Source organism: Pseudomonas sp. CAN1 (assembly GCF_030462585.1).
Classification (GTDB): Bacteria; Pseudomonadota; Gammaproteobacteria; order Pseudomonadales; family Pseudomonadaceae; genus Pseudomonas.
In genome coordinates, this window is record NZ_JASMRU010000005.1 from 179,784 (window position 1) to 203,476 (window position 23,693).

Consider the following 23,693-nt stretch of genomic DNA (forward strand, 5'->3'; position numbering starts at 1 on the left):
CGGATCGTCGATAGGACCGGGGGCCGGCGCGGCGGTTCCGCGCCGGCCGGCGGATATCAGGCGCCGGTGCCCCAGAGACTGCCCAGGGTGCCGAGCAGGTTGCTGTTGAGGCCCTGCTTGCCGAGGTAATCCAGCAGCACACTGGAGAACTTGCCGGTCATCTCCTGGTCCATGCCCAGCGCGCCGAAGGCCTTGCTCACATCGCCCATGCTGCTGACGTTGCCCAGCAGGCCGCTGGAGGCGCCGCCGCCGAGGTTGCCAAGCTGGCCACCAAGGCCGCCCAGGGCGTTGCTGCCGGTGAGCTTGTCGAGGCCGGGGACGGTCTTCGCCAGCTGCGAGTAATCGCCAGTGCTGAGCTTGTTCTTGGCCAGGCCCAGCAGTGCGCCGGTGCCGCCGAGAGCCTGTTCGTCGCTGACGCCGAGCTGGCCGGTCAGGGCATCGAGCAGGCCGCTGGTCTGCGGCGTGGAGGCAACGCGTGAGGTATCGGAGCCGGTCGCACCGGACACCGCCTTGGCGGCGTCGCCGAGGTTGAAGGCGAATGCGGAGGAAGCCGCCAGCAGGGCAGCCAGTGCGAGGGTGACGCGGGGTTTGACGGACATCGCTGTCTCCTGGGAATACCGGACGCCATATCGACCGGGAGGCAGGACCAATGTTCCGCCCTGTCCGGCGCCGCAGAGCAAAGCCGGCAGAGGTTCACGGTGCTGCGGCGAAGACTGTCTTGCAGCCTGTGGCCCTGAACTTTCCCGCAGCGCGCAAGTTGTGTCGCGGGGCCATTCGTACAATCCGTTGAGCATTGCCAACGAGATAATCCGGCCGCAACACAGCGACCGATTTCTCCCATGGCCGTCAAAGATTCCCTAAGCTAGAGCCATTCCCGCCCGACGGACCGACCATGAGCGAACCCTTCATCCTCACGCCCCGCGTGGCCCGCCTGCTGCCCTGGCTGGTGGCCATCGCCTTCTTCATGCAGGCGCTGGACGGCACCATCCTCAACACCGCGCTGCCGAGCATGGCCCGCTCGCTGGACGAGGACCCGCTGCGCATGCAAGGCGTGGTGATCGCCTACCTGCTCACGGTGGCGCTGCTGATCCCCTCCTCCGGCTGGATTTCCGACCGCTTCGGCACCCGCCGGGTGTTCCTCTTCGCGATCTTCCTGTTCAGCTTCGGCTCGCTGCTCTGCGCGCTGTCGCCGAGCCTCGGCACCCTGGTCGGCGCCCGCGTGGTGCAAGGTATCGGCGGCGCGCTGATGATGCCGGTGGGGCGCCTGGTGATCCTGCGCGTGTACCCGCGCACGGAGCTGGTGCGCATCCTCAGCTTCGTCACCATCCCCGGCCTGCTCGGCCCGCTGGCCGGCCCGACCATGGGTGGCTGGCTGGTGGAGTACGCCAGCTGGCACTGGATCTTCCTGATCAACCTGCCGGTGGGGCTGCTCGGCTTCATCGTCGCCCTACGGCTGATGCCAGACCTGCACGGCGTGCGGGCGACGCGCTTCGACTCGATCGGTTTCCTGCTTTTCGGCGGCGCCATGGTGTTGATCACCATCGCCCTGGAAGGCCTGGGCGAACTTCACATGCCCCACGTGCGCGTGGTCCTGCTGCTGGTAGGCGGGCTGGTGCTGCTGGCGGCCTACTGGCTGCGCGCGCTGCGCATCGAGTCGCCGCTGTTCCCGCCGGCACTGTTCGCCACCCGCACCTTCGCCGTCGGCGTGCTGGGCAACCTGTTCGCGCGACTGGGCAGCGGCTCGCTGCCCTTCCTCACGCCCCTGCTGTTGCAGGTCGGCCTGGGCTTTTCACCGTCGCGCGCGGGCATGACCATGATCCCCATGGCCCTGGCCGCCATGGTGATCAAGTCGCTGGCCAAGCCGCTGCTGGAGTTGTTCGGCTACCGCAAGCTGCTGGTGAGCAACACGCTGCTCATGGGGGCGATGATCGCCAGCCTCGGCCTGGTCGACCAGAACACGCCCTATGCCCTGCTGCTGGTGCAACTGGCGGTGCTGGGCGGGATCAACTCGCTGCAGTTCACCGCGATGAACACCCTGACCCTGATCGACCTGCGCGACGACAATGCCAGCGCCGGCAACAGCCTGCTCTCGGTGGTCATGCAGTTGTCCATCGGCATGGGCATCGCCTGCGCGGCGGCGCTGCTGGGCGGCTTCAACGCCGACCCGGAAAGCGCCCAAGGGGATGTGCTGTCAGCCTTCCACGCGACCTACTTCAGCGTCGGGGCGCTGTCGATGCTGGCCGCGGCGATCTTCTTCCAGCTCAACGCCGAGGATGGCCGCACCACGCCGCGCCGGGTCGAGCCCGAGCACGGCGTCAACGAGCACTGATCAGGGTTTGCAGGTGGGCGCGACGGTCTGGCTTTTCGACGCGTCCACCGGGCCCAGGTGTTCCAGGGTGCGGCGGCCGAGCAGCACGGGGTAGTCCAGGGTCTGGCGGTCGCGCAGGGTGAACTGCTCGCGGTAGACCTTGCCGCCCAGGCAAACGTCCATCAGCACCACCGGGCTGCGCTCGACGCCGGTATCGGTCTTGAACTTCAGCACGCGCTCGACGCGGCGCTCGAAGGGCAGGCGCTGCTCCTTGCCGGAGGCCGGGTCGGTGATCATCACGTCGTACTGCACCCAGCGCTCGCCATTCTTGCGAATACGCGTGATGTTGCGCGCATCCATCACCGAGGTCTGCGCGCCGGTGTCCAGCTTGGCCTTGAGCGGCGCCTGCTCGKGCATCAGCGTGAGCGTCTCGACCCAGCCCCAGGTGGCGGGCTGGGCGGGCGCGTCAGCGGCGACGGCAGTACCGCAAACAAGCAGGCCGGCAAGCAGCAGGCGGAAGGGGTTCGAGGGCATGGATGGCAACTCCGGAAAGCGATGTCGGCACGGATACCGGCACTATAGGCAATCAGTACTCAGGCAATAAAAAACCCCGGATGTTTCCACCCGGGGTTTTCTTGGCTGACGCCAGGAAGCGCTTAGGCTACCTGTACGCGCTCGGCCTGCATGCCTTTCTGGCCCTGCACGACTTCGAAGGTGACCTTCTGGCCTTCGGCCAGGGTCTTGAAGCCGGTACCTTCAATGGCGCGGAAGTGAACGAATACGTCCGGGCCGCTTTCCGGGGTAATGAAGCCGTAGCCTTTGGTCTCGTTGAACCACTTGACGGTGCCGTTCTGACGATTCGACATGGTGTTCTCCTTGGAACGTATTTTTAAAATTAGCCACGAATGGCCAGGAACTGAGTTGCAAGGAGTTACAAGGAGTCGAGCAGGACGGGGTGGAATAACCGACCGCATCAGGTCACGATCGACGGCGACCCATGCAAACACAGTCCGGAAACTCTACGACAAAAATCTGCGGAAAGCGAATCTCTTGGAAAAACCCGATCCAGGCGCTTCGGGGAATTCGGACGAGCGGCCGCAAACCCTTGCCATATCAGCTTCTCAGCCCTGCGAAGGGTGCTCTCCTGCTACACTGCGCGGCCATATGGATTCACCCGGGTTTCCTTCGTGACCACCTCTGCATTTTCCAGCCTCGCGCTGTCGGCCGACCTGCTGGCCAACCTCGACTCTCTCGGCTATCGCGAGATGACGCCGATCCAGGCCGCCGCCCTGCCGGCGATCCTCAAGGGACGCGACCTGATCGCCCAGGCCAAGACCGGCAGCGGCAAGACCGCGGCCTTCGGCATCGGCCTGCTCAGCCCGCTGAATCCGCGCTACTTCGGCTGTCAGGCGCTGGTGCTGTGCCCGACCCGCGAACTGGCCGACCAGGTGGCCAAGGAAATCCGCCGCCTCGCCCGCGCCGCCGACAACATCAAGGTGCTGACCCTCTGCGGCGGCACGCCCTTCGGCCCGCAGATCGGCTCGCTGGAGCACGGCGCCCACGTGGTGGTCGGCACCCCAGGACGCATCCAGGAACACCTGCGCCGCGGCACCCTGAAGCTCGACGGCCTCAACACCCTGGTGCTCGATGAAGCCGACCGCATGCTCGACATGGGCTTCTACGACAGCATCGCCGACATCATCGGCCAGGCCCCGGCACGCCGGCAGACCCTGCTGTTCTCCGCCACCTACCCCGAGGGAATCGACCAGCTCGCGGCGAAGTTCCTGAAGAACCCCGAGCGCGTGGAAGTGGAAGCGCTGCACGACGACAGCCAGATCGAACAGCACTTCTACGAGATCGATGCGAAGCAGCGCCTCGATGCTGTCGTTCGCCTGCTCCAGCATTTCCGCCCGCAGTCCTGCGTCGCCTTCTGCCATACCCGCCAGCAGTGCATGGAAGTGGTGGAGCAGCTCAACGCCCGCAAGATTTCCGCCCTGGCCCTGCACGGCGACCTGGAGCAGCGCGAGCGCGACCAGGTGCTGACCATGTTCGCCAACCGCAGCTGCAGCGTGCTGGTGGCTACCGACGTGGCCGCGCGCGGGCTGGATATCGCCGCGCTGGAAGCGGTGATCAACGTCGAGCTGTCGCGCGATGCGCAGATCCACATTCACCGCATCGGCCGCAGCGGTCGTGCCGGCGAGAAGGGCCTGGCGCTGTCGCTGGTAACCCCCGCCGAAGCCAACCGCGCCCAGGCCATCGAAGACCTGCAGGGCGCGCCGCTGAACTGGGAGCGCATCGACTTCCTCAAGGCCAACGACGCCCCGCTGCTGCCGCCGATGACCACCCTGGCGATTGCCGGCGGGCGCAAGGACAAGCTGCGCCCAGGCGACATCCTCGGCGCGCTGACCGGCGACGCCGGGCTCAAGGGCGCCCAGGTCGGCAAGATCGCCATCTTCGACTTCCAGGCCTTCGTCGCCATCGAGCGCGATTCCGCCAAGCAAGCGCTGAAGCACTTCAACGAAGGCAAGATCAAGGGCCGCTCGTTCAAGGCGCGCATTCTCTGACTCAGCCTCTTACAGGTCACGCCGACCTCTCCCCTCGCGTAGGAGCGGACTTCGTCCGCGATGGTATCCGGAGCGAGGCGAACCTATCGCGGACGGAGTCCGCTCCTACGCTGGCGGCACCCAAGCTGTCGCCCTCGCGATAGCCGCGCCCGGAGCGATCCGCTAGTCTGAGCGGCAGACATCCGGAAGTCCCGCACGCGCATGTTTTCCTCGCCACTGCTCCAGTCCCTGCGGCGCCTCTGGGCGCTGGACAAGTTCGCCTATAGCCTGCGGGTGTTCGTCGCCCTCAGCGGGGTCATGCTCGCGTGCTGGCTACAGGGTCGGCCGGAACTGGTGATCCCGCTGTTCCTCGGCGTCATCGCCAGCGCCCTGGCAGAAACCGACGACCACTGGCTCGGCCGCCTGCAGGCGCTGCTGGTGACCCTGGCCTGCTTCAGCATCGCCGCGCTGGCGGTGGAGCTGCTGTTCCCCTACCCGCCGCTGTTCGTCGCCGGCCTCGCGCTGTCGACCTTTGCCATGACCTTGCTCGGCGCCCTCGGCGAGCGCTACGCAGCCATCGCCTCGGCCACGCTGATCCTGTCGATCTACACCATGATCGGCGTCGACCAGCGCGGCGGCACACCCACCGACTTCTGGCGCGAACCGCTGCTGCTGGTGGCCGGCGCCGGCTGGTACGGGCTGCTCTCGGTGCTGTGGAACGCGCTGTTCGCCAACCAGCCGGTGCAGCAGAGCCTGGCGAAGCTGTTCCTCGAACTGGGCGAGTACCTGAAGATCAAGTCGACCCTGCTGGAGCCGCTGCGCCAGCTCGACGTCGAAGCCCAGCGCCTGGCGCTGGCGCGGCAGAACGGCCGGGTCGTGGTGGCGCTCAACCAGGCCAAGGAAACCATCCTCGCGCGGCTCTCCCACGGACGCCCAAGTCCGAAGATCAGCCGTTACCTGAAGCTCTACTTCATCGCCCAGGACGTCCACGAGCGTGCCAGCTCCTCGCACTACCCTTACAACCAGCTGGCCGAAGCGTTCTTCCACAGCGACGTGCTGTTCCGCTGCCAGCGCCTGCTCAACCAGCAGGGCAAGGCATGCAAGGCGCTGGCGAAGGCGATCCAGCTGCGCCAGCCGTTCGACTACAACGACAGCGAACTTGCGCTGGCGGACCTCAACGCCTCGCTGGATTACCTGCGTCAGCAGGGCAACCCGGCGTGGCGCGGGCTGCTGCGCTCCCTCGGCGCACTGGCGGCCAACCTCACCACGCTGGACCGCAAGCTCAGCGGCGCGAGCAACCCGGACATGCTCGACGACGAGCAGGACAGCACCCTGCTGGACCGCTCGCCGCGCTCGTTCAAGGACGCACTGGAACGCATACGCCTGCAGATTTCGCCGACTTCGCTGCTGTTCCGTCACGCCCTGCGCCTGTCCCTGGCGCTGGCGGCCGGCTACGGCATGCTGCACCTGATCCACCCGACCCAGGGCTACTGGATCATGCTCACCACGGTGTTCGTCTGCCAGCCGAACTACGGCGCCACGCGCATCCGCCTGGTGCAGCGGATACTTGGCACCCTGGTCGGCCTGGTGGCAGGCTGGGCACTGATCGACCTGTTCCCCAACCCGCTGATCCAGTCACTGCTGGCGGTGGCGGCCGGGGTCGCCTTCTTCGCCACGCGGAGCACGCGCTACACCCTGGCGACCGCGGCGATCACCCTGCTGGTGCTGTTCTGCTTCAACCAGGTGGGCGACGGCTACGGGCTGATCCTGCCGCGCCTGGTCGATACCCTGCTCGGCGCGTTGATCGCCGGCATCGCGGTGTTCCTTGTGCTGCCCGACTGGCACGGGCGCAGCCTGCACCGCCTGGTCGGCGGCACCCTGGCGTGCAACAGCCGCTACCTGCGCGAGATCATGCAGCAGTACGCCAACGGCAAGCGCGACGACCTCGCCTATCGCACCGCCCGGCGCAACGCGCACAACGCCGACGCGACGCTGTCCACCACGCTGTCGAMCATGCTGCTGGAGCCCGGCCACTTCCGGAAGGACGCGGAGATCGGCTTCCGCTTCCTGGTGCTCTCGCACACCCTGCTCAGCTACCTCTCCGCCCTCGGCGCGCACCGCAACCAGCTGCCGCCGGACGTCAACGACGACCTCATCGCCGAGGCCGCCGACCGCCTGACCAGCAGCCTCGACGACATCGCCGCACGGCTCAACGAACGGCGTCCGGTGGATATCTATAGCGACGCGGAGGATGCGCTGGCCAAGCGCCTGGAAGAACTGCCCGAAGAACAGGACGACGCCCATCGCCTGGTGCAGACCCAACTGGCACTGATCTGCCGGCAGCTCACGCCGCTGCGCACCCTGGCGGCGCACCTGCTGAAGAAGGATCTGGGCGCAGAGCAGGTCGAAGCCGCCTGACGCCGAAACTTCCAGCTGCGTAGGAGCGGACTCCACCTGCGAAACCCTTGTAGGGCGCATAACCCGGAACGGGTTATCCGCCAATTGCACCGCGGCGGATAACGCTGGCGCGTTATGCGCCCTGCGGCCTGCTGAACATGGAGCTCGGTGCGGAGCAAGGCGGAGCCGCCTGACGCCGAAACTTCAAGCTGCGTAGGAGCGGACTCCGTCCGCGATGGGCCCGCCTCGCGCCGGACAACATCGCCGTTCCTACAAGCCGTATTCGCGCATCAGCTCGTCGTAGCTGCCATCCGCGCGCATCTCGCGGATCGCCTTGTTGAAGGCCGCGACTATCTCGGCGTGGTGCGGATTGTGCCGGCCGACCAGGATATGCAGGCCGTTCTCGGTCAGCGGCAGCGGTAGAAACTCCAGCTGCCCCTTGAGCTCGGCGAGGTCGCCGTTGAGGTGCAGGCGCGCGGTGATCTCGTCTTCCAGGGTCAGGTCGACGCGCCCCGCCTGCAGCATCAGCGCGGCGTTGACGAAGCTGAACACCGGTACCCGCTGCAGCTTCGGGTCGCCGTCGAACTCGGCGGAATAGGCGTAGCCGCGCACCATGGCGATACGATAGGGGTAGAGGTCGGCCAGCTTGCTGAAGGTGATGGACGAGCCATGGCGCTTGATCAGGCGCACGCGATTGACCAGGTAGGGCTCGGAGTACTCGCCGAAGCGCTCGCGCTCCGCCGAATACCAGGCGTCCGCCACCAGGTCGTACTCGCCGTTCTCCACCCCGTGCAGTACCCGCGGCCAAGGCACCTCGACGTACTCGCTGGCATAGCCGGCGCGGGTCAGCGCGGCCTGCACCAGGCGCACAGCCACGCCGTTGCCCGGCAGCTGGCGGTCCGCGTAGGGCGGCCAGCGGTCGGCGGCAACGCGCAGCACCTCGCCGGCGCGCGCGGACGTTGCCGCGCACAGGCACAGGAGGATCAGCAGCAGGCGTAGCGGCATCGACGGCGTCGTCCACAGGGAGGCTTCGGCAAGACTAGCCGCTGCCCCCGCCGCCGCGCCAATCTCAGAACAGCATCGCTGCGCGCAGGCTCATGCCGCCGGTCTCGGGCACCACCGCAACGTTGTAGCGCTCGCTTTCCGGGCCTTCGAGGAACAGGTTGTAGGTGAAGTTGGCGAAGAAGTTGCCCACTGCCATGCCCACCAGCACGTCGGTGGGATAGTGCTTGTCGCCTTCCACCCGTGACAGCGCGGTCAGCCCATCGAGGGTGTAGAGCCCGGCCTTGGCGGTGTAGCGCCAGGTCGGATTCATGTCGATGTAGTCGAGGTTGCGCCGGGTGAAGCTGGTGTGTACGGCGGTCACGGCGGTGTGCTTGGACGGGAAGGAGTCGTCGGGAATCTTGTCCGGCCGCTCGCGCCCGGACCACTCCTTGGCCTCCTCGACGAAACCGGTCACCGCGTAGCGGTCCGCCGCCAGCAGCGTCAGGTTGCGCCCGCGCCAGCTCCATTTCTCCTCGTCACTGACGTCCTTGGGCGCAGCCACCAGGGCGGTCACCACGCTCAGGCCGGTGGCCAGGTTGAGCATGCGGTCGGCGGCCTGGTTGGCATCACCGCCGAAGAACCAGTCGTGATTGCTCGCCGACTTCTGCCACTTGTGGTCCCAGTTGCCCGCGGCGATCACCGCCGCGCCGGCCACCGGGGCCCAGACGTCGGCGCTGGTGACGGCACGCTGCGCCGAGTCCCCCACCCGCTCCCAGCTCATCTGCGGTGCTCCTGCGCAACCGATGAGCGCGGCGCTGGCCGCCAGGGTGGCGACTGCCAGCAAAGTCCGATTCATGATGTTCCCCCCATGCGCCCGACCGCTCCGGGGTTGCGGACGCGTCAATGCATGAGCCGGGAAGGATAGTTGCGACGAATCTGAAGGCCTCTGCCTTCAGTCATTAATCGGTAACTCTTCTTTTCATTCAGCGGAAAAAGAAAAACCCCGCCGAGGCGGGGTTCTCCGGGTCAGACGGAATCAGCCTTTGAAGACGTCTTCCACCGATTGCAGCGGGTAGTGCTTCGGATACGGCAGGGTCGCCACGCCGGTCTCGATGGCGGCCTTGGCCACGGCATCGGAAACGATGGTGATCAGGCGCTTGTCCATCGGCTTCGGAATGATGTACTCGCGGCCGAATTCGATGGCGCTCACGCCGTAGGCGTCGCACACGTCCTTGGGTACCGGCTGCTTGGCCAGGTCACGCAGGGCCAGGGCGGCGGCGATCTTCATTTCTTCGTTGATGCGGGTGGCGCGTACGTCCAGGGCACCGCGGAAGATGAAGGGGAAGCCCAGTACGTTGTTGACCTGGTTCGGGTAGTCCGAACGGCCGGTAGCCATGATCACGTCATCGCGGGTGGCGTGGGCCAGTTCCGGCTTGATTTCCGGGTCCGGGTTGGAGCAGGCGAAGACGATCGGGTTGGCCGCCATGCGCTTGAGGTCTTCCGGGCTCAGCAGGTTGGCGCCGGACAGGCCGACGAACACGTCGGCGCCGTCGAGGGCGTCAGCCAGGGTGCGCTTGTCGGTCTCGGTGGCGAACACTGCCTTGTACTGGTTCAGGTCGTTGCGGCCGGCGTGGATCACGCCCTGGCGGTCGATCATGTAGATGTTCTCGACCTTGGCGCCCATGCTGACCAGCAGCTTCATGCAAGAGATGGCGGCAGCGCCGGCACCCAGGCAGACGATCTTCGCGGTTTCCAGCTTCTTGCCGGCGATTTCCAGGGCGTTGAGCATGCCGGCGGCGGTGACGATGGCGGTGCCGTGCTGGTCATCGTGGAAGACCGGGATATCGCACTGTTCGATCAGCGCGCGCTCGATCTCGAAGCACTCGGGTGCCTTGATGTCTTCCAGGTTGATGCCGCCGAAGGTGATGGAGATGCGCTTGACGGTATCGATGAAGGCCTGCGGGCTCTCGGCGTCGACTTCGATGTCGAACACGTCGACACCGGCGAAGCGCTTGAACAGGACGCCCTTGCCTTCCATGACCGGCTTGGAGGCCAGCGGGCCGAGGTTGCCCAGGCCGAGGATGGCGGTGCCGTCGGAAATGACCGCGACCAGGTTGCCCTTGCCGGTGTACTTGAAGGCCAGTTCCGGATCACGCGCGATTTCGCGCACCGGCTCGGCGACACCCGGGCTGTACGCCAGCGACAGGTCGCGGGCGGTGACGGTCGGCTTGGTCAGCTCGACGCTCAGTTTACCGGGGCGGGGTTGGGCGTGATATTCGAGGGCAGCGGTCTTGAGATCAGACATTTGGGCACTTCCGCTTTTGTTGCTTGTTGGACAGACGGGGGTCCGAGCATACGCACAAACCCCGCACCTGCCAAGGTAGCCCAAGCCCCTGCTGTCAAGACCTCTAGCGTACGACTTTCAGCCAGTCGCCCGGTTTTGGCTGACCAGTTGGATACAAGTCATTCAATAAACGTATACGATTTATCGAGTCAGTTTGCGGACCGGATTCGGCCTTCGCAAACTCCTCGACAGTCTGCCCGGATTTGACCTGAACGACGGCGATCCGGCGCGGTTGCGCGAGCTTCTGCTCGTCCGCACGCATGGGCCGGAAGCTGCGGATGACCTGCATGAAGTGGTCGTCCTCGCTTTCCAGCGAGGCGCGACCTTTGACCACACCGATGAACAGGAAGGCGTGGTCCTTCTGGTAGATCACCGCAGCGCGGCGGGCCGGCGAGCCGGGCACCACGCCGGTGGCGACATCGAGGCCGGCCTGCTGGAAGCTTTCTTCGTTCGATAACCGCCCGCCAGCGCCCTTGCGCAGGTATTCCGCCGGAGTCAGCTGGCCTTCGCGGGGCACCAGCTTCATGCCGATGTAGGCCTGCTGGTCGGCGGTGTAGCCCACCAGCGCGGTCGGCTGGTTGAGGATGCCCCAGCCGGACGGATAGGTCAGGGTGAAGTCCAGCTCCGAGTGGTAGAAGCTCTGCCCGCGGCGCACGCCGCTGGCGGCGGAGTCGCCGAAGGGCATGCCATCGATGGCCTTCAGGTAGCGCTCGACGTCGACCTCGCGCTGGCCGCTGGTGGCCAGCGCCTGGGCCGGGCCAAGCACCTGCTTGAGTCGCTCGTCGTTGTCCGGATGGGTGTCGAACAGTCCGTGGTAACCGACCGGCTGGGCCGCCTGGCCCTTGCGCGCGGCCTCGTCGCGGGCGAAGTCTTCCTGGTTCTTCAGCACCCGCACCACCTGGATCATCGCAGTGGGGTCATAGCCGGCGCGGGCCAGGTACTTGGCGCCCAAGCCGTCGGCCTCCAGCTCCATGTCGCGGCCATAACCGCGCACGAAGGCGGTCCCGAGCACGTTGGTCAGGTCCGCCGCCGCACCGACACCGGTGCCGATGGCCACGGCCTGGCCGAGGATGCCCCAGGCGCTGGACTGGCTCTGCTGGCGCACGCTGTGGCGGGCGGTGACGTGGCCGACCTCGTGGCCGAGCACCGCAGCCAGCTCGGCTTCGGAGCCGAGGTAGGCCATCAGCCCGCGGTGGATATAGATGTAGCCGCCGGGCAGGGCGAAGGCGTTGATGTCGGGGGTGTCGATGACGGTGAAGTGGTACTGCAGTTGCGGCCGGTCACCGGCACGGGCGACGCGCTCGCCGACCTGCTGGACATAGGCCTGCAGCTTCTCGTCCTCGTAGCGCGGGTATTGCTTGAGGATTTCCTGGCTGTACTTCTGGCCCATCTCCAGCTCGCTCTGCTCGCTCATCATCACGAAGTCAGACTTGCCGGTGGCCGGGTTGGTGGCGCAGCCGCCGAGCACGCTCAGCAGCGCCAGCAGGGTCAGGATTCCGAACGAGCGCAAGCTCATGGCAATACCTCCATCATCGCCGGGTCGGTCAAGGGCAGCATCCAGCGCGCCTGTCCGGGTTTTACGCCACCGCGCGCGGAGCGGTCGATGACCCAGCCGCGCGCCTCTACCTGTCGACCTTCGAGGCCGCGCAGGGTTGCATCATCGAACTGCTTCAGCAGCCGCGCCTCGATTCACAGCCTGCTGGCAGGCGGTGAGATCGGTGTTCGGCGCGATAGCTACAAGGTAGCCCAGGCCATGCCAATCAGACGGACGCTGCGGCCGTCGGCCAGGGAAAAAAGGACGGCCATAAAAAAGGCGCCCACGAGGGACGCCTTCTTCGAGATACCGTGAAAAACCATGGATGGCCTTTCTCGGAAATCGATCTTACTTCTTGCTGCCGAACATGGCGAAGCGCTGGTTGAAGCGGTCGATACGGCCGCCGGTGTCCAGAACTTTCTGCTTACCGGTGTAGAAGGGGTGGCACTCGGAGCAGACGTCCAGGTGAATGCCCTTGCACAGGGTGGAACGGGTCTTGATCACGTTGCCACAGCTGCAGGTAGCTTCGATATCTTCGTACGCGGGATGGATTTCCGGTTTCATGGTCTCTTCCTCTCGGTGGTGTGCCGCCACCCAGTCTCTGGCAGAAGCCGAGCCACGGTCATCGAGGACCGCGGGCGGGATCTTTTACCGGGCACCGCACGGAAATTAAGGGCGTGGATCATACCAGAGAACGCCTGCAACGCAAGATCAGGCATGACCGACCGTCGTATCGCCCATGCTACCATCCAGGGTTCCTCGCCGCCCCGGAATCCGTCGCGTGCCCGCACCCGCCATCCTGCGTCTCGCCCTGCCCTCGCCGCTGCGCCGCCTGTTCGACTACCTGCCCCCGCGCGGGGTCGATGCTTCGCGCCTGCAGCCGGGCGTGCGCCTGCGCGTGCCGTTCGGCCGCCGCGAGATGGTCGGCGTCCTGGTGGACAAGGTGGAGACCTCCGAGGTCCCGGCCGACAAACTGCGCCCGGCCCTGGCCGTGCTCGACCACGAGCCGCCGATGCCGGCGCACCTGCTGGAGCTGTGCCGCTGGACGGCGCAGTACTACCAGCACAGCCTGGGCGACACCTTTTCCTGGGCGCTGCCCAACCTGCTGCGCCAGGGCGAGCCGGCCGAGGCGCGCCAGCAGCGCTTCTGGCACGCCGAGCCGGGCGCTCGCGAGGACGACTCGCGCCTGGCCCGCGCGCCGCGCCAGCGCGAGACGCTGAAAATCCTCAAACAGCATCCCCACGGCGTCGCCCACGACCTGCTCAGCCAGTTGCAGATCAACAAGGACAGCCTCGACCTGCTGCAGGAAAAGGGCCTGGTCAGCCTGGAAGTGCGCGTCCACAGCGTGGCGCCGCACCACGGCCCGTGGCTGGCGCAGGCGGAACTGCCGCTCAACGCCGAACAGCGTGCCGCCTTCGAATCGGTGCGCGCCGGCTTCGGCAGCTTCCACAGTTTCCTGCTCGCCGGCGTCACCGGCAGCGGCAAGACCGAGGTCTACCTGCAACTGATCCGCGAGGCCCTGGAGGCCGGCAAGCAGGCGCTGGTGCTGATCCCCGAGATCAACCTTGGCCCGCAGACCCTGAGCCGCTTCGAGCGCCGCTTCAACGCGCGCATCGCCCTGCTGCACTCCGCGCTGACCGACCGCGAGCGCCTCGACGCCTGGCTGGCCGCCCGTGACGGCGACGCCGACATCATCATCGGCACCCGCTCGGCGCTGTTCACCCCGATGAAGAATCCGGGGCTGATCATCATCGACGAGGAACACGACGCTTCCTATAAACAGCAAGAAGGCCTGCGCTACCACGCCCGCGACCTGGCCATGGTGCGCGCGCGGCTGGAGAACGTGCCGATCCTGCTGGGCTCCGCCACCCCCGCGCTGGAAAGCCTGCACAACGCCCAGAGTGGTCGCTACGGCCTGCTGCGCCTGACCCAGCGCGCCGGCGGCGCGCACCAGCCGAAGTTCCACCGCCTGGACGTGAAGAGCCTGCCGCTGGATTCGGGCATCTCCATGCCGCTGCAGCGTTCGATCAAGGAAACCCTGGCCGCCGGCCAGCAGGTGCTGGTCTACCTGAACCGCCGCGGCTTCGCCCCGACCCTGCTGTGCCACGACTGCGGCTGGATCAGCCAGTGCCCGCGCTGCGACGCGCGGATGACCGTGCACCAGGGCAGCGGCGAGCTGCGCTGCCACCACTGCGACCACCGCGAGCGGCCGCCGCGCAACTGCCCGAAATGCGGCACGGTGGACCTGCGCCCGGTGGGCGCCGGCACCGAGCGCGCCGAGGAGCGCCTGCGCATCCTCTTCCCGGATTACCCGGTGTTGCGCATCGACCGCGACAGCACCTCGCGCAAGCACGCCATGCGCGACCTGTTCGCCACCATCAATAAAGGCGAGCCGTGCATCCTCGTCGGCACGCAGATGCTCGCCAAGGGGCACCACTTCCCGCGCGTCACCCTGGTGGCGATCCTCGATGCCGACGGCGGGCTGTTCTCCGCCGACTTCCGCGCCAGCGAGCGTATGGCCCAGCAGATCGTCCAGGTCGCCGGCCGCGCCGGGCGTGCCGAGGAGCCGGGCCGCGTGCTGATCCAGACCCACCTGGCCGACCACCCGCTGCTGGTGCAGCTCACCGAACAGGGCTACTTCGCCTTCGCCGACCAGGCCCTCACCGAACGCCGCTCCGCCGGCCTGCCGCCGTTCTCGCACCTCGCCCTGCTGCGCGCCGAGGCGCACAAGCCGGGGCAGGCCGAAGGCTTCCTCGACGAAGCCTGCGCCGAGGCCGAGCGCCTGCAGGCTACGCTGGGCCAGGACGTGGAACTCCTCGGCCCGGTGCCGGCTCCCATGGAGCGCCGCGCCGGACGCTACCGCGCCCAGCTGTTGCTGATGAGCACCGCCCGCGCGCCGCTGCACCGCCTGCTGACACCCTGGCTGCAGACGCTGGAAGGCATGCCCAGCGGGCGCCAGGTACGCTGGTCGCTGGACGTGGACCCGATCGACCTCTTCTGACAGATGCCTCGCACGGATAAAACCGTCCGGGCTTGCGCATCCGTCCTACATTGACTTCCATCAGCCGCGACGGATGGCGCAGCGGCGAGACTGAACAAGGAGCGCTCCGCGGTTGGCAAGCCATGCCCGGCCACGGATAATGCGCGGTTCTGAGCCCGATAACCGGTCGCGCGCGCCGGAAGCACGCGAGCACGGAGAAAACCATGAAAGACACGATTCGCCACCTGATCCAGCAAGCCCTTGTCAGCCTCACCGAAGACGGCACCCTGCCGGCCGGCCTGACGCCCGACATCCAGGTGGAGAACACCAAGGACCGAACCCACGGTGACTTCGCCAGCAACATCGCCATGATGCTGGCCAAGCCGGCCGGGATGAAGCCGCGCGACCTCGCGACCAAGCTGGTCGCGGCGCTGCCGCAGAGCCCGGAAGTGGCCAAGGTCGAGATCGCCGGCCCCGGCTTCCTGAACTTCTTCCAGGACCAGGCCTGGCTCGCCGCCCGCCTCGACAAGGCCCTCGCCGACGGTAACATCGGCGTGCGCAAGGCCGGTGCCGCCCAGCGCGTGGTGGTTGACCTGTCCTCGCCGAACCTGGCGAAGGAAATGCACGTCGGCCACCTGCGCTCGACCATCATCGGCGACGCCGTCAGCCGCGTGCTGGAATTCCTCGGCGACACCGTGATCCGCCAGAACCACGTAGGCGACTGGGGCACCCAGTTCGGCATGCTGCTGGCCTACCTGGAAGAACAACCGGTGGACGCCCAGGCCGAACTGCACGACCTGGAAGTCTTCTACCGCGCCGCCAAGAAGCGCTTCGACGAGTCCCCCGAGTTCGCCGACCGCGCCCGCGAGCTGGTGGTGAAACTGCAGGCCAACGATCCCAAGTGCATCGCCCTGTGGAACCGTTTCAACGACATCTCCCTGTCGCACTGCCAGAAGGTCTACGACCTGCTGGGCGTGAAGCTGACCATGGCCGACGTGAAGGGCGAGAGCGCCTACAACGACGACCTCGCGCAGGTGGTTACCGACCTTACCGCCAAGGGCCTGCTGGTCGAGAGCGACGGCGCCCTGTGCGTGTTCCTCGACGAGTTCAAGAATGCCGAAGGCGAGCCGCTGCCGGTGATCGTGCAGAAGGCTGGCGGCGGCTACCTCTACGCCACCACTGACCTCGCCGCCATGCGCTACCGCCACAAGGTGCTGCACGCCGACCGCGTGCTGTACTTCGTCGACCAGCGCCAGGCCCTGCACTTCCAGCAGGTGTTCGAAGTCGCCCGCCGCGCCGGTTTCGTCCCGGCCAGCATGGACCTGGAGCACATGGGCTTCGGCACCATGAACGGCGCCGACGGCAAGCCATTCAAGACCCGCGACGGCGGCACCGTGAAGCTGATCGACCTGCTGATCGAAGCCGAGGAGCGCGCCTACACCCTGGTGAAAGGCCTCAACGAGAAGCGCGTGGAGAAAGGCGAAACGCCCTTCAGCGAGGAAGAACTGCGCCGCATCGGCCACGTGGTGGGTATCGATTCGGTTAAGTACGCCGACCTGTCCAAGCACCGCACCAGCGACTACAGCTTCAACTTCGACCTGATGCTGAGCTTCGAGGGCAACACCGCGCCGTACCTGCTCTACGCCTACACCCGTGTAGCCGGCGTGTTCCGCAAGCTGGGCAAGACCTATGACGAAGTGGGCGGCAGCATCCACCTGCAGCAGCCCCAGGAAATCGCCCTGGCCGCGCAGCTGGCGCAATTCACCGACCTGCTCAACAACGTCGCCGTGAAGGGTGTCCCGCACATCCTCTGCGCCTACCTGTACGAGCTGGCCGGGCTGTTCTCCAGCTTCTACGAGCACTGCCCGATCCTCACTGCCGAGGACCCGGCGCAACAGGAAAGCCGCCTGCGCCTTGCCGCGCTGACCGGCCGTACCCTCAAGCAGGGCCTGGAGCTGCTGGGCCTGGAAACCCTGGAGCGCATGTAAGCACCCATGGCGAAGAAGAAACCCGCTCCCAAGCGCGGCGCCAGCCGCTACCAGGCCCCGGCCAAGAAGACTTCGGTCCCCGGCTGGGTCTGGCTGGTCGCCGGCCTGGCCATCGGCGGCTTCATCATGTTCCTGATGAAGCTGGAGCCGGGTCGCAACGACGTCAAACGCGAGAAGCCGGAGACGGCCAAGACCGTGGTCGGCTCCAACAAGCCCTCCGGCACCGTGCAGCAGCAACAGCCTGCGGCGCCGACCGGGGTGAAGCCCAAGTACGACTTCTACACCCTGCTGCCGGGCTCGGAAGTCGCGGTGCCGCCGGATGCCGTGCCGCCGCCGGCCAAGCCGACGCAACCCGCGCAGCCGCCGGCGACCGTGGTCGCGACCAAGGAAGAAGCCGAGAAGATCGACACCCAGCGCGCCCTGACCGCCCTGAGCGGGCAGAACCCGCCGCCGCCCGCGGTAGTCAAGCCAGCCACGCCGCCCGCGACCCAGGTCGCCAGCGCGCAGAAGCCGGCCCTGCCGCAGGCTCCGGCCAGCGACACCGCAGCCAAGCCGACCCCGCCGCCGGCCGTGGCCGCGACCCAGTACTACCTGCAGGCCGGCTCGTTCCGCAAACAGACCGACGCCGACCACCTGCGCGCGCAGATCATCATGATGGGCCAGAACGCCCGCGTGGAGTCCGGCACCGTGCGCGACGAAACCTGGTACCGCGTCATGGTCGGCCCCTACGGCGACCGCACCAAGGCCTCCGCCGCACAGAAGCAGCTCGCCGGCAACGGCTTCAGCAACCTGCTGTTACAGCAGCGCCAGACCCGCTGAAGCCCCGCGAAATCAGGCCCTGCGCCGACGGGTGGCGCGCGAAATGCGCGCTACTCGTCCGGTGCGGGACTTGAACCCCGCCTTCGCAGTCCCCATCTGACTCTGCATTCGGGCACAACGCCCCGCAGTGTGGAGTAAGACCCTTGACCACCATCGTATCTGTCCGCCGCAATGGCAAAGTCGTCATGGGCGGCGACGGCCAGGTTTCCCTGGGCAACACCGTGATGAAAGGCAACGCGAAGAAAGTCCGCCGCCTGTACCACGGTGAAGTGCTGGCCGGCTTCGCCGGCGCCACCGCCGATGCCTTCACCCTCTTCGAACGCTTCGAGCAGCAGCTGGAAAAACACCAGGGCCACCTGGTGCGCGCCGCTGTCGAGCTGGCCAAGGACTGGCGTACCGACCGCTCCCTGAGCCGCCTGGAAGCCATGCTGGCGGTGGCCAACAAGGACGCCTCGCTGATCATCACCGGCAACGGCGACGTGGTCGAACCCGAGCATGGCCTGATCGCCATGGGTTCGGGCGGCGGCTTCGCCCAGGCCGCCGCGCTGGCCCTGCTGCAGAAAGGCAGCGACGACATGAGCGCCCGCGAGATCGCCGAAACCGCGCTGAACATCGCCGGCTCCATCTGCGTGTTCACCAACCAGAACCTGACCCTTGAGGAGCTCGACAGCGCTGTCTGAGCGCTGTCGTTCCGGAGTAGCTAGTCAATGTCCATGACTCCCCGCGAGATCGTCCACGAACTCAATCGCCACATCATCGGCCAGGACGACGCCAAGCGCGCCGTCGCCATCGCCCTGCGCAACCGCTGGCGGCGCATGCAGCTGCCGGCCGAGCTGCGCGCCGAAGTGACACCGAAGAACATCCTGATGATCGGCCCGACCGGCGTCGGCAAGACCGAGATCGCCCGGCGCCTGGCCAAGCTGGCCAACGCCCCGTTCCTCAAGGTCGAAGCGACCAAGTTCACCGAGGTCGGCTATGTCGGCCGTGACGTCGAGTCGATCATCCGCGACCTCGCCGATGCCGCGATCAAGATGCTCCGCGAGCAGGAAGTGCAGAAGGTCAAGTACCGCGCCGAAGACGCCGCCGAAGAGCGCATCCTCGACGCCCTGCTGCCGCCGGCACGCACCGGCGGCTTCGGTGACGAGCCGCCGCGCGAGGATTCCAACACCCGCCAGCTGTTCCGCAAGCGCCTGCGCGAAGGCCAGCTGGACGACAAGGAAATCGACATCGAGGTCGCCGACATCCCTTCGGGCGTGGAAATCATGGCCCCGCCCGGCATGGAAGAGATGACCAACCAGTTGCAGAACCTGTTCTCCAACATGGGCAAGGGCAAGCGCAAGAGCCGCAAGCTGAAGGTCGCCGAAGCCATGAAGATGGTCCGCGACGAGGAGGCCCAGCGCCTGGTCAACGAGGAAGACCTCAAGGCCCGCGCCCTGGAGGCGGTGGAGCAGCACGGCATCGTCTTCATCGACGAGATCGACAAGATCGCCAAGCGCGGCAACGTCGGCGGCGCCGATGTTTCCCGCGAGGGCGTGCAGCGTGACCTGCTGCCGCTGATCGAGGGCTGCACCGTGAACACCAAGCTGGGCATGGTGAAGACCGATCACATCCTGTTCATCGCCTCGGGCGCGTTCCACCTGTCCAAGCCCAGCGACCTGGTGCCGGAACTGCAGGGCCGCCTGCCGATCCGCGTCGAGCTGAAAGCCCTGAGCCCGAGCGACTTCGAGCGCATCCTCAGCGAGCCGCACGCGTCGCTGACCGAGCAGTACACCGCGCTGCTGAAGACCGAAGGCCTGGACATCGAATTCGCCGCCGACGGCATCAAGCGCCTCGCCGAGATCGCCTTCCAGGTCAACGAGAAGACCGAGAACATCGGTGCCCGTCGCCTGCATACCCTGCTCGAACGCCTGCTGGAGGAGGTGTCCTTCGACGCCGCCGACCTGGCCAGCGAGCACAGCGACAAGGCCATCGTGATCGACGCGGCCTACGTCAACGGCCACCTGGGCGAACTGGCCCAGGACGAAGACCTGTCCCGCTACATCCTCTAAGCGATCCACATCGCTGCGACGGGGCGCCTCAGGGCGCCCCGCTGTTTTTCCGGCGGCGCTACAATGCCGCAATCGTCGTCCAGGAGCCGTCCATGCGCATCCCTTCCGCCATCAAGCTGCACAAGGCCTCGAAGAAGCTTTCGCTGACTTACGGGGAACAGTCGTACGAACTGTCCGCCGAGTTCCTGCGGGTGCATTCGCCGTCGGCGGAGGTGCAGGGCCACGGCAACCCGGTGCTGCAGGTGGGCAAGCTGAACGTCGGCCTGAGCAACATCGAGCCGGCCGGGCAGTACGCGCTCAAGCTGACCTTCGACGACGGCCACGACAGCGGCCTGTTCACCTGGGACTATCTCTACGAACTGTGCGTGCGCCAGGACGAGATGTGGGCCGACTACCTGGCGCAGCTGGAAAAGGCCGGCAAGTCGCGCGACCCATCGGAGTCTGTCGTCAAACTCATGCTGTAGATCGGGAACGCCGAACCGACCGACTGGGTAGGAGCGGACTCCGTCCGCGATCGGTCCGGCGCCGCACCCAACCCATCGCGGATGAATCCGCTCCTACAATTCGTTCGATCTTTCCCTCCCCTCCGCACCAACCTTCGTCGGGCATTCGCCCAGGGCACGCCATTTGCAACATTCCTTCGGCAGACTGCTGCTCGCGTGGCCGCCGTCAGGGAATTGGCGAGATGCCCCCGCTCTAGGGCGCGTTTTCTAACTTTTCCCGACATACTCCTAGGAGAAGGCCCACGCTGCACCAGCTTGCGCGGCGAAGGAAACTCGGGTAACCAAGGCAGTGCAGCGCACCGGAATTGCGCTGCGCGAAGCGTGGTCTCCCTGATTTTCCAGTGATGCCGCCAAGTGATGAATCGCGTGGAGCACCCTCCACGTTCCGCAACCCCGAGAAGTACTTGGCCTTACGTCACCCAGGTGAGCCCCGCCAGTATGCGTCTCAGGACAATGGAGCGTCGCCGATGACCCAGAAGAACAACAGCGATCTACCCCAGCAAGCCGCGGAAAACACACTCGCCCTGAACCCGGTGATCGGGATTCGCGGCAAGGACCTGCTCACTTCTGCCCGGATGGTGCTGCTGCAGGCGATCAAGCAGCCCTTCCACAGCGCCAAGCACGTGACCCATTTCGGCCTCGAACTGAAGAACGTGCTGCTCGGCAAATCCGAGCTCAAGCCCTCGGACGACGACCGCCGCTTCAACGACCCGGCCTGGAGCCAGAACCCGCTCTACCGCCGCTACCTGCAGACCTACCTGGCCTGGCGCAAGGAGCTGCACACCTGGATGGGCGAGAGCGACCTGTCGCCCCAGGACATCAGCCGCGGCCAGTTCGTCATCAACCTGATGACCGAGGCCATGGCGCCGACCAACACGCTGTCCAATCCGGCGGCGGTCAAACGCTTCTTCGAGACCGGCGGCAAGAGCCTGCTCGACGGCCTCACCCATCTGGCCAAGGACCTGGTGAACAACGGCGGCATGCCCAGCCAGGTCAACATGGACGCCTTCGAGGTCGGCAAGAACCTGGCCATGACCGACGGCGCGGTGGTGTTCCGCAATGACGTGCTGGAGCTGATCCAGTACAAGCCGATCACCGAGAGCGTGCACGAGCGCCCGCTGCTGGTGGTGCCGCCGCAGATCAACAAGTTCTACGTCTTCGACCTGTCGCCGGAGAAGAGCCTGGCGCGCTTCTGCCTGCGCAACCAGGTACAGACCTTCATCGTCAGCTGGCGCAACCCGACCAAGGCGCAGCGCGAGTGGGGCCTGACCACCTACATCGAGGCGCTCAAGGAAGCCATCGACGTGGTCCTGAAGATCACCGGCAGCAAGGACCTGAACATGCTCGGGGCCTGCTCCGGCGGCATCACCACCGTCACCCTGCTCGGCCACTACGCCGCCCTGGGCGAGAACAAGGTGCATGCCTTCACCCAGATGGTCAGCGTGCTGGACTTCGAGCTGGACACCCAGGTCGCCCTGTTCGCCGACGAGAAGACCCTGGAAGCCGCCAAGCGCCGCTCCTATCAGGCCGGCGTGCTCGAAGGCAAGGACATGGCCAAGGTGTTCGCGTGGATGCGCCCCAACGACCTGATCTGGAACTACTGGGTCAACAACTACCTGCTGGGCAACGAGCCACCGGCCTTCGACATCCTGTTCTGGAACAACGACACCACGCGCCTGCCCGCTGCGCTGCACGGCGAGCTGGTGGAGATGTTCAAGACCAACCCGCTGAGCCGCTCCGGCGCGCTGGAGGTGGGAGGTACGCCGATCGATCTCAAGCAGGTGACCTGCGACTTCTATTGCCTGGCAGGGCTCAACGACCACATCACCCCGTGGGAAGCCTGCTACCGCTCCGCGCGCCTGCTCGGCGGCAAGTGCGAGTTCGTGCTCTCCAACAGCGGGCACATCCAGAGCATCCTCAACCCGCCGGGCAACCCCAAGGCGCGTTTCATGACCGGCCCGGAACTCACGGTTGATCCGAAGACCTGGCAGGAAAACGCCAGCAAGCACGCCGACTCCTGGTGGCTGCACTGGCAGAACTGGCTCGCCGACCGCTCGGGCAAGACGCGCAAGGCGCCGACTGCCCTGGGTAACAAAGCCTATCCGGCTGGCGAAGCTTCTCCCGGAACCTACGTACACGAACGATGAAAACAGAACTCCTCCCGCAAGCTGGCGCCGTGGACGACGCCGAATTAGCAGAATCGTCGCCGGCACCGGAAGTCGCCGCGCCGACGAGCCGGCGCGCGCGCAGCAAAGCCAGCGCGGAGGAGATCCTGCCGAGCAAGGCGCCGGCGGCACAGCCCTTCGAGTTCCGCACCATCGAACTCGACGGGCAGACCATCCGCACCGCCGTGCGTCCGGGCAAGAAGCACATGACGCCGCTGCTGATCTTCAATGGCATCGGCGCCAACCTGGAACTGGTCTTCCCCTTCGTCGCCGCGCTGGACCCGGACCTGGAGGTGATCGCCTTCGACGTCCCCGGCGTCGGCGGCTCGTCCACGCCGAGCACGCCGTATCGCTTCCCCGGCCTGGCGAAGCTGGCCGCGCGGATGCTCGACTACCTGGACTACGGCCAGGTGACGGCCATCGGCGTGTCCTGGGGCGGCGCCCTGGCGCAGCAGTTCGCCCACGACTACCCCGAACGCTGCAAGAAGCTGATCCTCGCCGCCACCGCCGCCGGTGCGGTGATGGTGCCGGGCAAGCCGGCGGTGCTCTGGCGCATGGCCAGCCCGCGGCGCTACATCCAGCCGTCCTACGGCGTGCACATCGCCCCGGACATCTACGGCGGCGCCTTCCGCCGCGATCCGAAGCTGGCCATGGCCTTCGCCAGCAAGGTCCGTTCGTCCGGCAAGATGGGCTACTACTGGCAGCTGTTCGCCGGCCTCGGCTGGACCAGCATCCACTGGCTGCACAAGATTCGGCAGCCGACGCTGATCCTGGCCGGCGACGACGACCCGATCATCCCGCTGATCAACATGCGCATGCTGGCCTGGCGCATCCCCAACTCCGAGCTGCACGTGATCGACGACGGCCACCTGTTCCTGGTGACCCGCGCGGAAACCGTGGCGCCGATCATCATGAAGTTCCTCCAGGAAGAACGGCAGCGCGCGATCATTCACCCGCGTCCTTTCGCTCCCAAAGCCAGCTGAGGCTGGCTCGAGCATCACAGCTTCGTCACAGTCGGTGGGCATCCTGCCTTGACCGATCGCTGCTCAGGCACTTTTTTTAAAGAGCCGAACAACAAAC

19 protein-coding genes and 1 pseudogene are annotated in these 23,693 nt (G+C 66.4%); 11 read left to right on the forward strand and 9 right to left on the reverse strand.

The window, feature by feature from the left end; all coding sequences use genetic code 11:
- Positions 1–56 precede the first annotated feature (56 nt).
- Positions 57–599 carry a DUF2780 domain-containing protein gene (locus tag QO207_RS09680; protein ID WP_184590345.1) on the reverse strand — a complete coding sequence of 181 codons (543 nt, stop codon included), beginning with the start codon at positions 597–599 and terminating at the stop codon, positions 57–59.
- A 293-nt stretch (positions 600–892) separates the two neighbouring features.
- Between QO207_RS09680 and mdtD the strand changes: the two genes are divergently transcribed.
- Entirely contained in the window at positions 893–2,329 is a 1,437-nt protein-coding gene (mdtD, locus tag QO207_RS09685) for a multidrug transporter subunit MdtD (RefSeq protein WP_301532231.1), read from the forward strand.
- On the opposite strand, the gene QO207_RS09690 is transcribed toward mdtD, so the two are convergent.
- Complete coding sequence (locus tag QO207_RS09690) at positions 2,330–2,842, reverse strand: RimK/LysX family protein (RefSeq protein WP_301532232.1); 513 nt, start codon at positions 2,840–2,842, stop codon at positions 2,330–2,332.
- A gap of 122 nt (positions 2,843–2,964) precedes the next feature.
- Positions 2,965–3,174 carry a cold-shock protein gene (locus QO207_RS09695; RefSeq protein ID WP_138213067.1) on the reverse strand — a complete coding sequence of 70 codons (210 nt, stop codon included), beginning with the start codon at positions 3,172–3,174 and terminating at the stop codon, positions 2,965–2,967.
- Positions 3,175–3,495: 321 nt separating this feature from the next.
- On the opposite strand from QO207_RS09695, the gene dbpA reads away from it, so the two are divergent.
- Together dbpA and yccS are read left to right on the forward strand one after the other, a co-directional pair.
- Complete coding sequence (gene dbpA, locus QO207_RS09700) at positions 3,496–4,872, forward strand: ATP-dependent RNA helicase DbpA (RefSeq protein WP_301532233.1); 1,377 nt, start codon at positions 3,496–3,498, stop codon at positions 4,870–4,872.
- Positions 4,873–5,073: 201 nt separating this feature from the next.
- Entirely contained in the window at positions 5,074–7,269 is a 2,196-nt protein-coding gene (gene yccS, locus QO207_RS09705; protein WP_301532234.1) for a YccS family putative transporter, read from the forward strand.
- Positions 7,270–7,518: 249 nt separating this feature from the next.
- On the opposite strand, the gene QO207_RS09710 is transcribed toward yccS, so the two are convergent.
- The 6 genes and pseudogenes from QO207_RS09710 to rpmE form a co-directional block, all read right to left on the reverse strand.
- Positions 7,519–8,253: an ABC transporter substrate-binding protein gene (locus QO207_RS09710; protein ID WP_301532235.1), complete on the reverse strand. Its 735-nt coding sequence runs from the start codon at positions 8,251–8,253 to the stop codon at positions 7,519–7,521.
- Positions 8,254–8,317: 64 nt separating this feature from the next.
- Positions 8,318–9,088, reverse strand: a complete 771-nt coding sequence (locus QO207_RS09715) for a phosphatase PAP2 family protein (RefSeq protein WP_301532236.1) — start codon at positions 9,086–9,088, stop codon at positions 8,318–8,320.
- A 180-nt stretch (positions 9,089–9,268) separates the two neighbouring features.
- A complete protein-coding gene (locus tag QO207_RS09720) occupies positions 9,269–10,537 on the reverse strand; it encodes a malic enzyme-like NAD(P)-binding protein (protein WP_301532237.1) in 1,269 nt (422 codons plus the stop codon).
- A 103-nt stretch (positions 10,538–10,640) separates the two neighbouring features.
- A complete protein-coding gene (locus QO207_RS09725; protein WP_301532357.1) occupies positions 10,641–12,086 on the reverse strand; it encodes a M48 family metalloprotease in 1,446 nt (481 codons plus the stop codon).
- A 2-nt stretch (positions 12,087–12,088) separates the two neighbouring features.
- A pseudogene (locus tag QO207_RS09730) lies at positions 12,089–12,329 on the reverse strand (hypothetical protein); the annotation flags it as partial.
- 129 nt (positions 12,330–12,458) lie between these two features.
- Positions 12,459–12,674, reverse strand: coding sequence for a 50S ribosomal protein L31 (gene rpmE, locus QO207_RS09735; RefSeq protein ID WP_301532238.1), 216 nt, complete (start codon positions 12,672–12,674; stop codon positions 12,459–12,461).
- A gap of 175 nt (positions 12,675–12,849) precedes the next feature.
- On the opposite strand from rpmE, the gene QO207_RS09740 reads away from it, so the two are divergent.
- From QO207_RS09740 to phaZ, 8 genes are all read left to right on the forward strand, one after another.
- Positions 12,850–15,111 carry a primosomal protein N' gene (locus QO207_RS09740; RefSeq protein WP_301532239.1) on the forward strand — a complete coding sequence of 754 codons (2,262 nt, stop codon included), beginning with the start codon at positions 12,850–12,852 and terminating at the stop codon, positions 15,109–15,111.
- Between the two features lie 203 nt (positions 15,112–15,314).
- The gene (argS, locus tag QO207_RS09745; protein WP_301532240.1) at positions 15,315–17,078 is read left to right on the forward strand and encodes an arginine--tRNA ligase; all 1,764 of its coding nucleotides are present in this window, start codon (positions 15,315–15,317) and stop codon (positions 17,076–17,078) included.
- Between the two features lie 6 nt (positions 17,079–17,084).
- Entirely contained in the window at positions 17,085–17,897 is an 813-nt protein-coding gene (locus tag QO207_RS09750) for an SPOR domain-containing protein (RefSeq protein WP_301532241.1), read from the forward strand.
- 143 nt (positions 17,898–18,040) lie between these two features.
- Positions 18,041–18,577 (forward strand): ATP-dependent protease subunit HslV, encoded by a 537-nt coding sequence (gene hslV, locus QO207_RS09755; RefSeq protein WP_017520170.1) that lies wholly within the window; start codon positions 18,041–18,043, stop codon positions 18,575–18,577.
- Between the two features lie 27 nt (positions 18,578–18,604).
- On the forward strand, positions 18,605–19,945 hold the full coding sequence (hslU, locus tag QO207_RS09760; protein ID WP_301532242.1) for an ATP-dependent protease ATPase subunit HslU: 1,341 nt from the start codon (positions 18,605–18,607) through the stop codon (positions 19,943–19,945).
- 92 nt (positions 19,946–20,037) lie between these two features.
- Complete coding sequence (locus QO207_RS09765) at positions 20,038–20,409, forward strand: DUF971 domain-containing protein (RefSeq protein ID WP_301532243.1); 372 nt, start codon at positions 20,038–20,040, stop codon at positions 20,407–20,409.
- 506 nt (positions 20,410–20,915) lie between these two features.
- Complete coding sequence (gene phaC, locus QO207_RS09770) at positions 20,916–22,595, forward strand: class II poly(R)-hydroxyalkanoic acid synthase (RefSeq protein ID WP_301532244.1); 1,680 nt, start codon at positions 20,916–20,918, stop codon at positions 22,593–22,595.
- A complete protein-coding gene (phaZ, locus tag QO207_RS09775; protein ID WP_301532245.1) occupies positions 22,592–23,596 on the forward strand; it encodes a poly(3-hydroxyalkanoate) depolymerase in 1,005 nt (334 codons plus the stop codon). Before phaC ends, phaZ begins: the two co-directional genes overlap by 4 nt.
- The last annotated feature ends 97 nt before the right edge of the window (positions 23,597–23,693 follow it).

Excerpts from the sequence above, each read along its gene's own strand:
- rpmE (WP_301532238.1), bottom strand. The coding sequence starts at position 12,674 with ATGAAACCGGAAATCCATCCCGCGTACGAAGATATCGAAGCTACCTGC.
- QO207_RS09695 (WP_138213067.1), bottom strand. The coding sequence starts at position 3,174 with ATGTCGAATCGTCAGAACGGCACCGTCAAGTGGTTCAACGAGACCAAA.
- QO207_RS09765 (WP_301532243.1), top strand. The coding sequence starts at position 20,038 with ATGCGCATCCCTTCCGCCATCAAGCTGCACAAGGCCTCGAAGAAGCTT.
- QO207_RS09710 (WP_301532235.1), bottom strand. The coding sequence starts at position 8,253 with ATGCCGCTACGCCTGCTGCTGATCCTCCTGTGCCTGTGCGCGGCAACG.
- QO207_RS09720 (WP_301532237.1), bottom strand. The coding sequence starts at position 10,537 with ATGTCTGATCTCAAGACCGCTGCCCTCGAATATCACGCCCAACCCCGC.
- QO207_RS09715 (WP_301532236.1), bottom strand. The coding sequence starts at position 9,088 with ATGAATCGGACTTTGCTGGCAGTCGCCACCCTGGCGGCCAGCGCCGCG.
- hslU (WP_301532242.1), top strand. The coding sequence starts at position 18,605 with ATGTCCATGACTCCCCGCGAGATCGTCCACGAACTCAATCGCCACATC.
- argS (WP_301532240.1), top strand. The coding sequence starts at position 15,315 with ATGAAAGACACGATTCGCCACCTGATCCAGCAAGCCCTTGTCAGCCTC.
- phaC (WP_301532244.1), top strand. The coding sequence starts at position 20,916 with ATGACCCAGAAGAACAACAGCGATCTACCCCAGCAAGCCGCGGAAAAC.
- mdtD (WP_301532231.1), top strand. The coding sequence starts at position 893 with ATGAGCGAACCCTTCATCCTCACGCCCCGCGTGGCCCGCCTGCTGCCC.
- phaZ (WP_301532245.1), top strand. The coding sequence starts at position 22,592 with ATGAAAACAGAACTCCTCCCGCAAGCTGGCGCCGTGGACGACGCCGAA.
- QO207_RS09740 (WP_301532239.1), top strand. The coding sequence starts at position 12,850 with ATGCTACCATCCAGGGTTCCTCGCCGCCCCGGAATCCGTCGCGTGCCC.
- QO207_RS09680 (WP_184590345.1), bottom strand. The coding sequence starts at position 599 with ATGTCCGTCAAACCCCGCGTCACCCTCGCACTGGCTGCCCTGCTGGCG.
- QO207_RS09750 (WP_301532241.1), top strand. The coding sequence starts at position 17,085 with ATGGCGAAGAAGAAACCCGCTCCCAAGCGCGGCGCCAGCCGCTACCAG.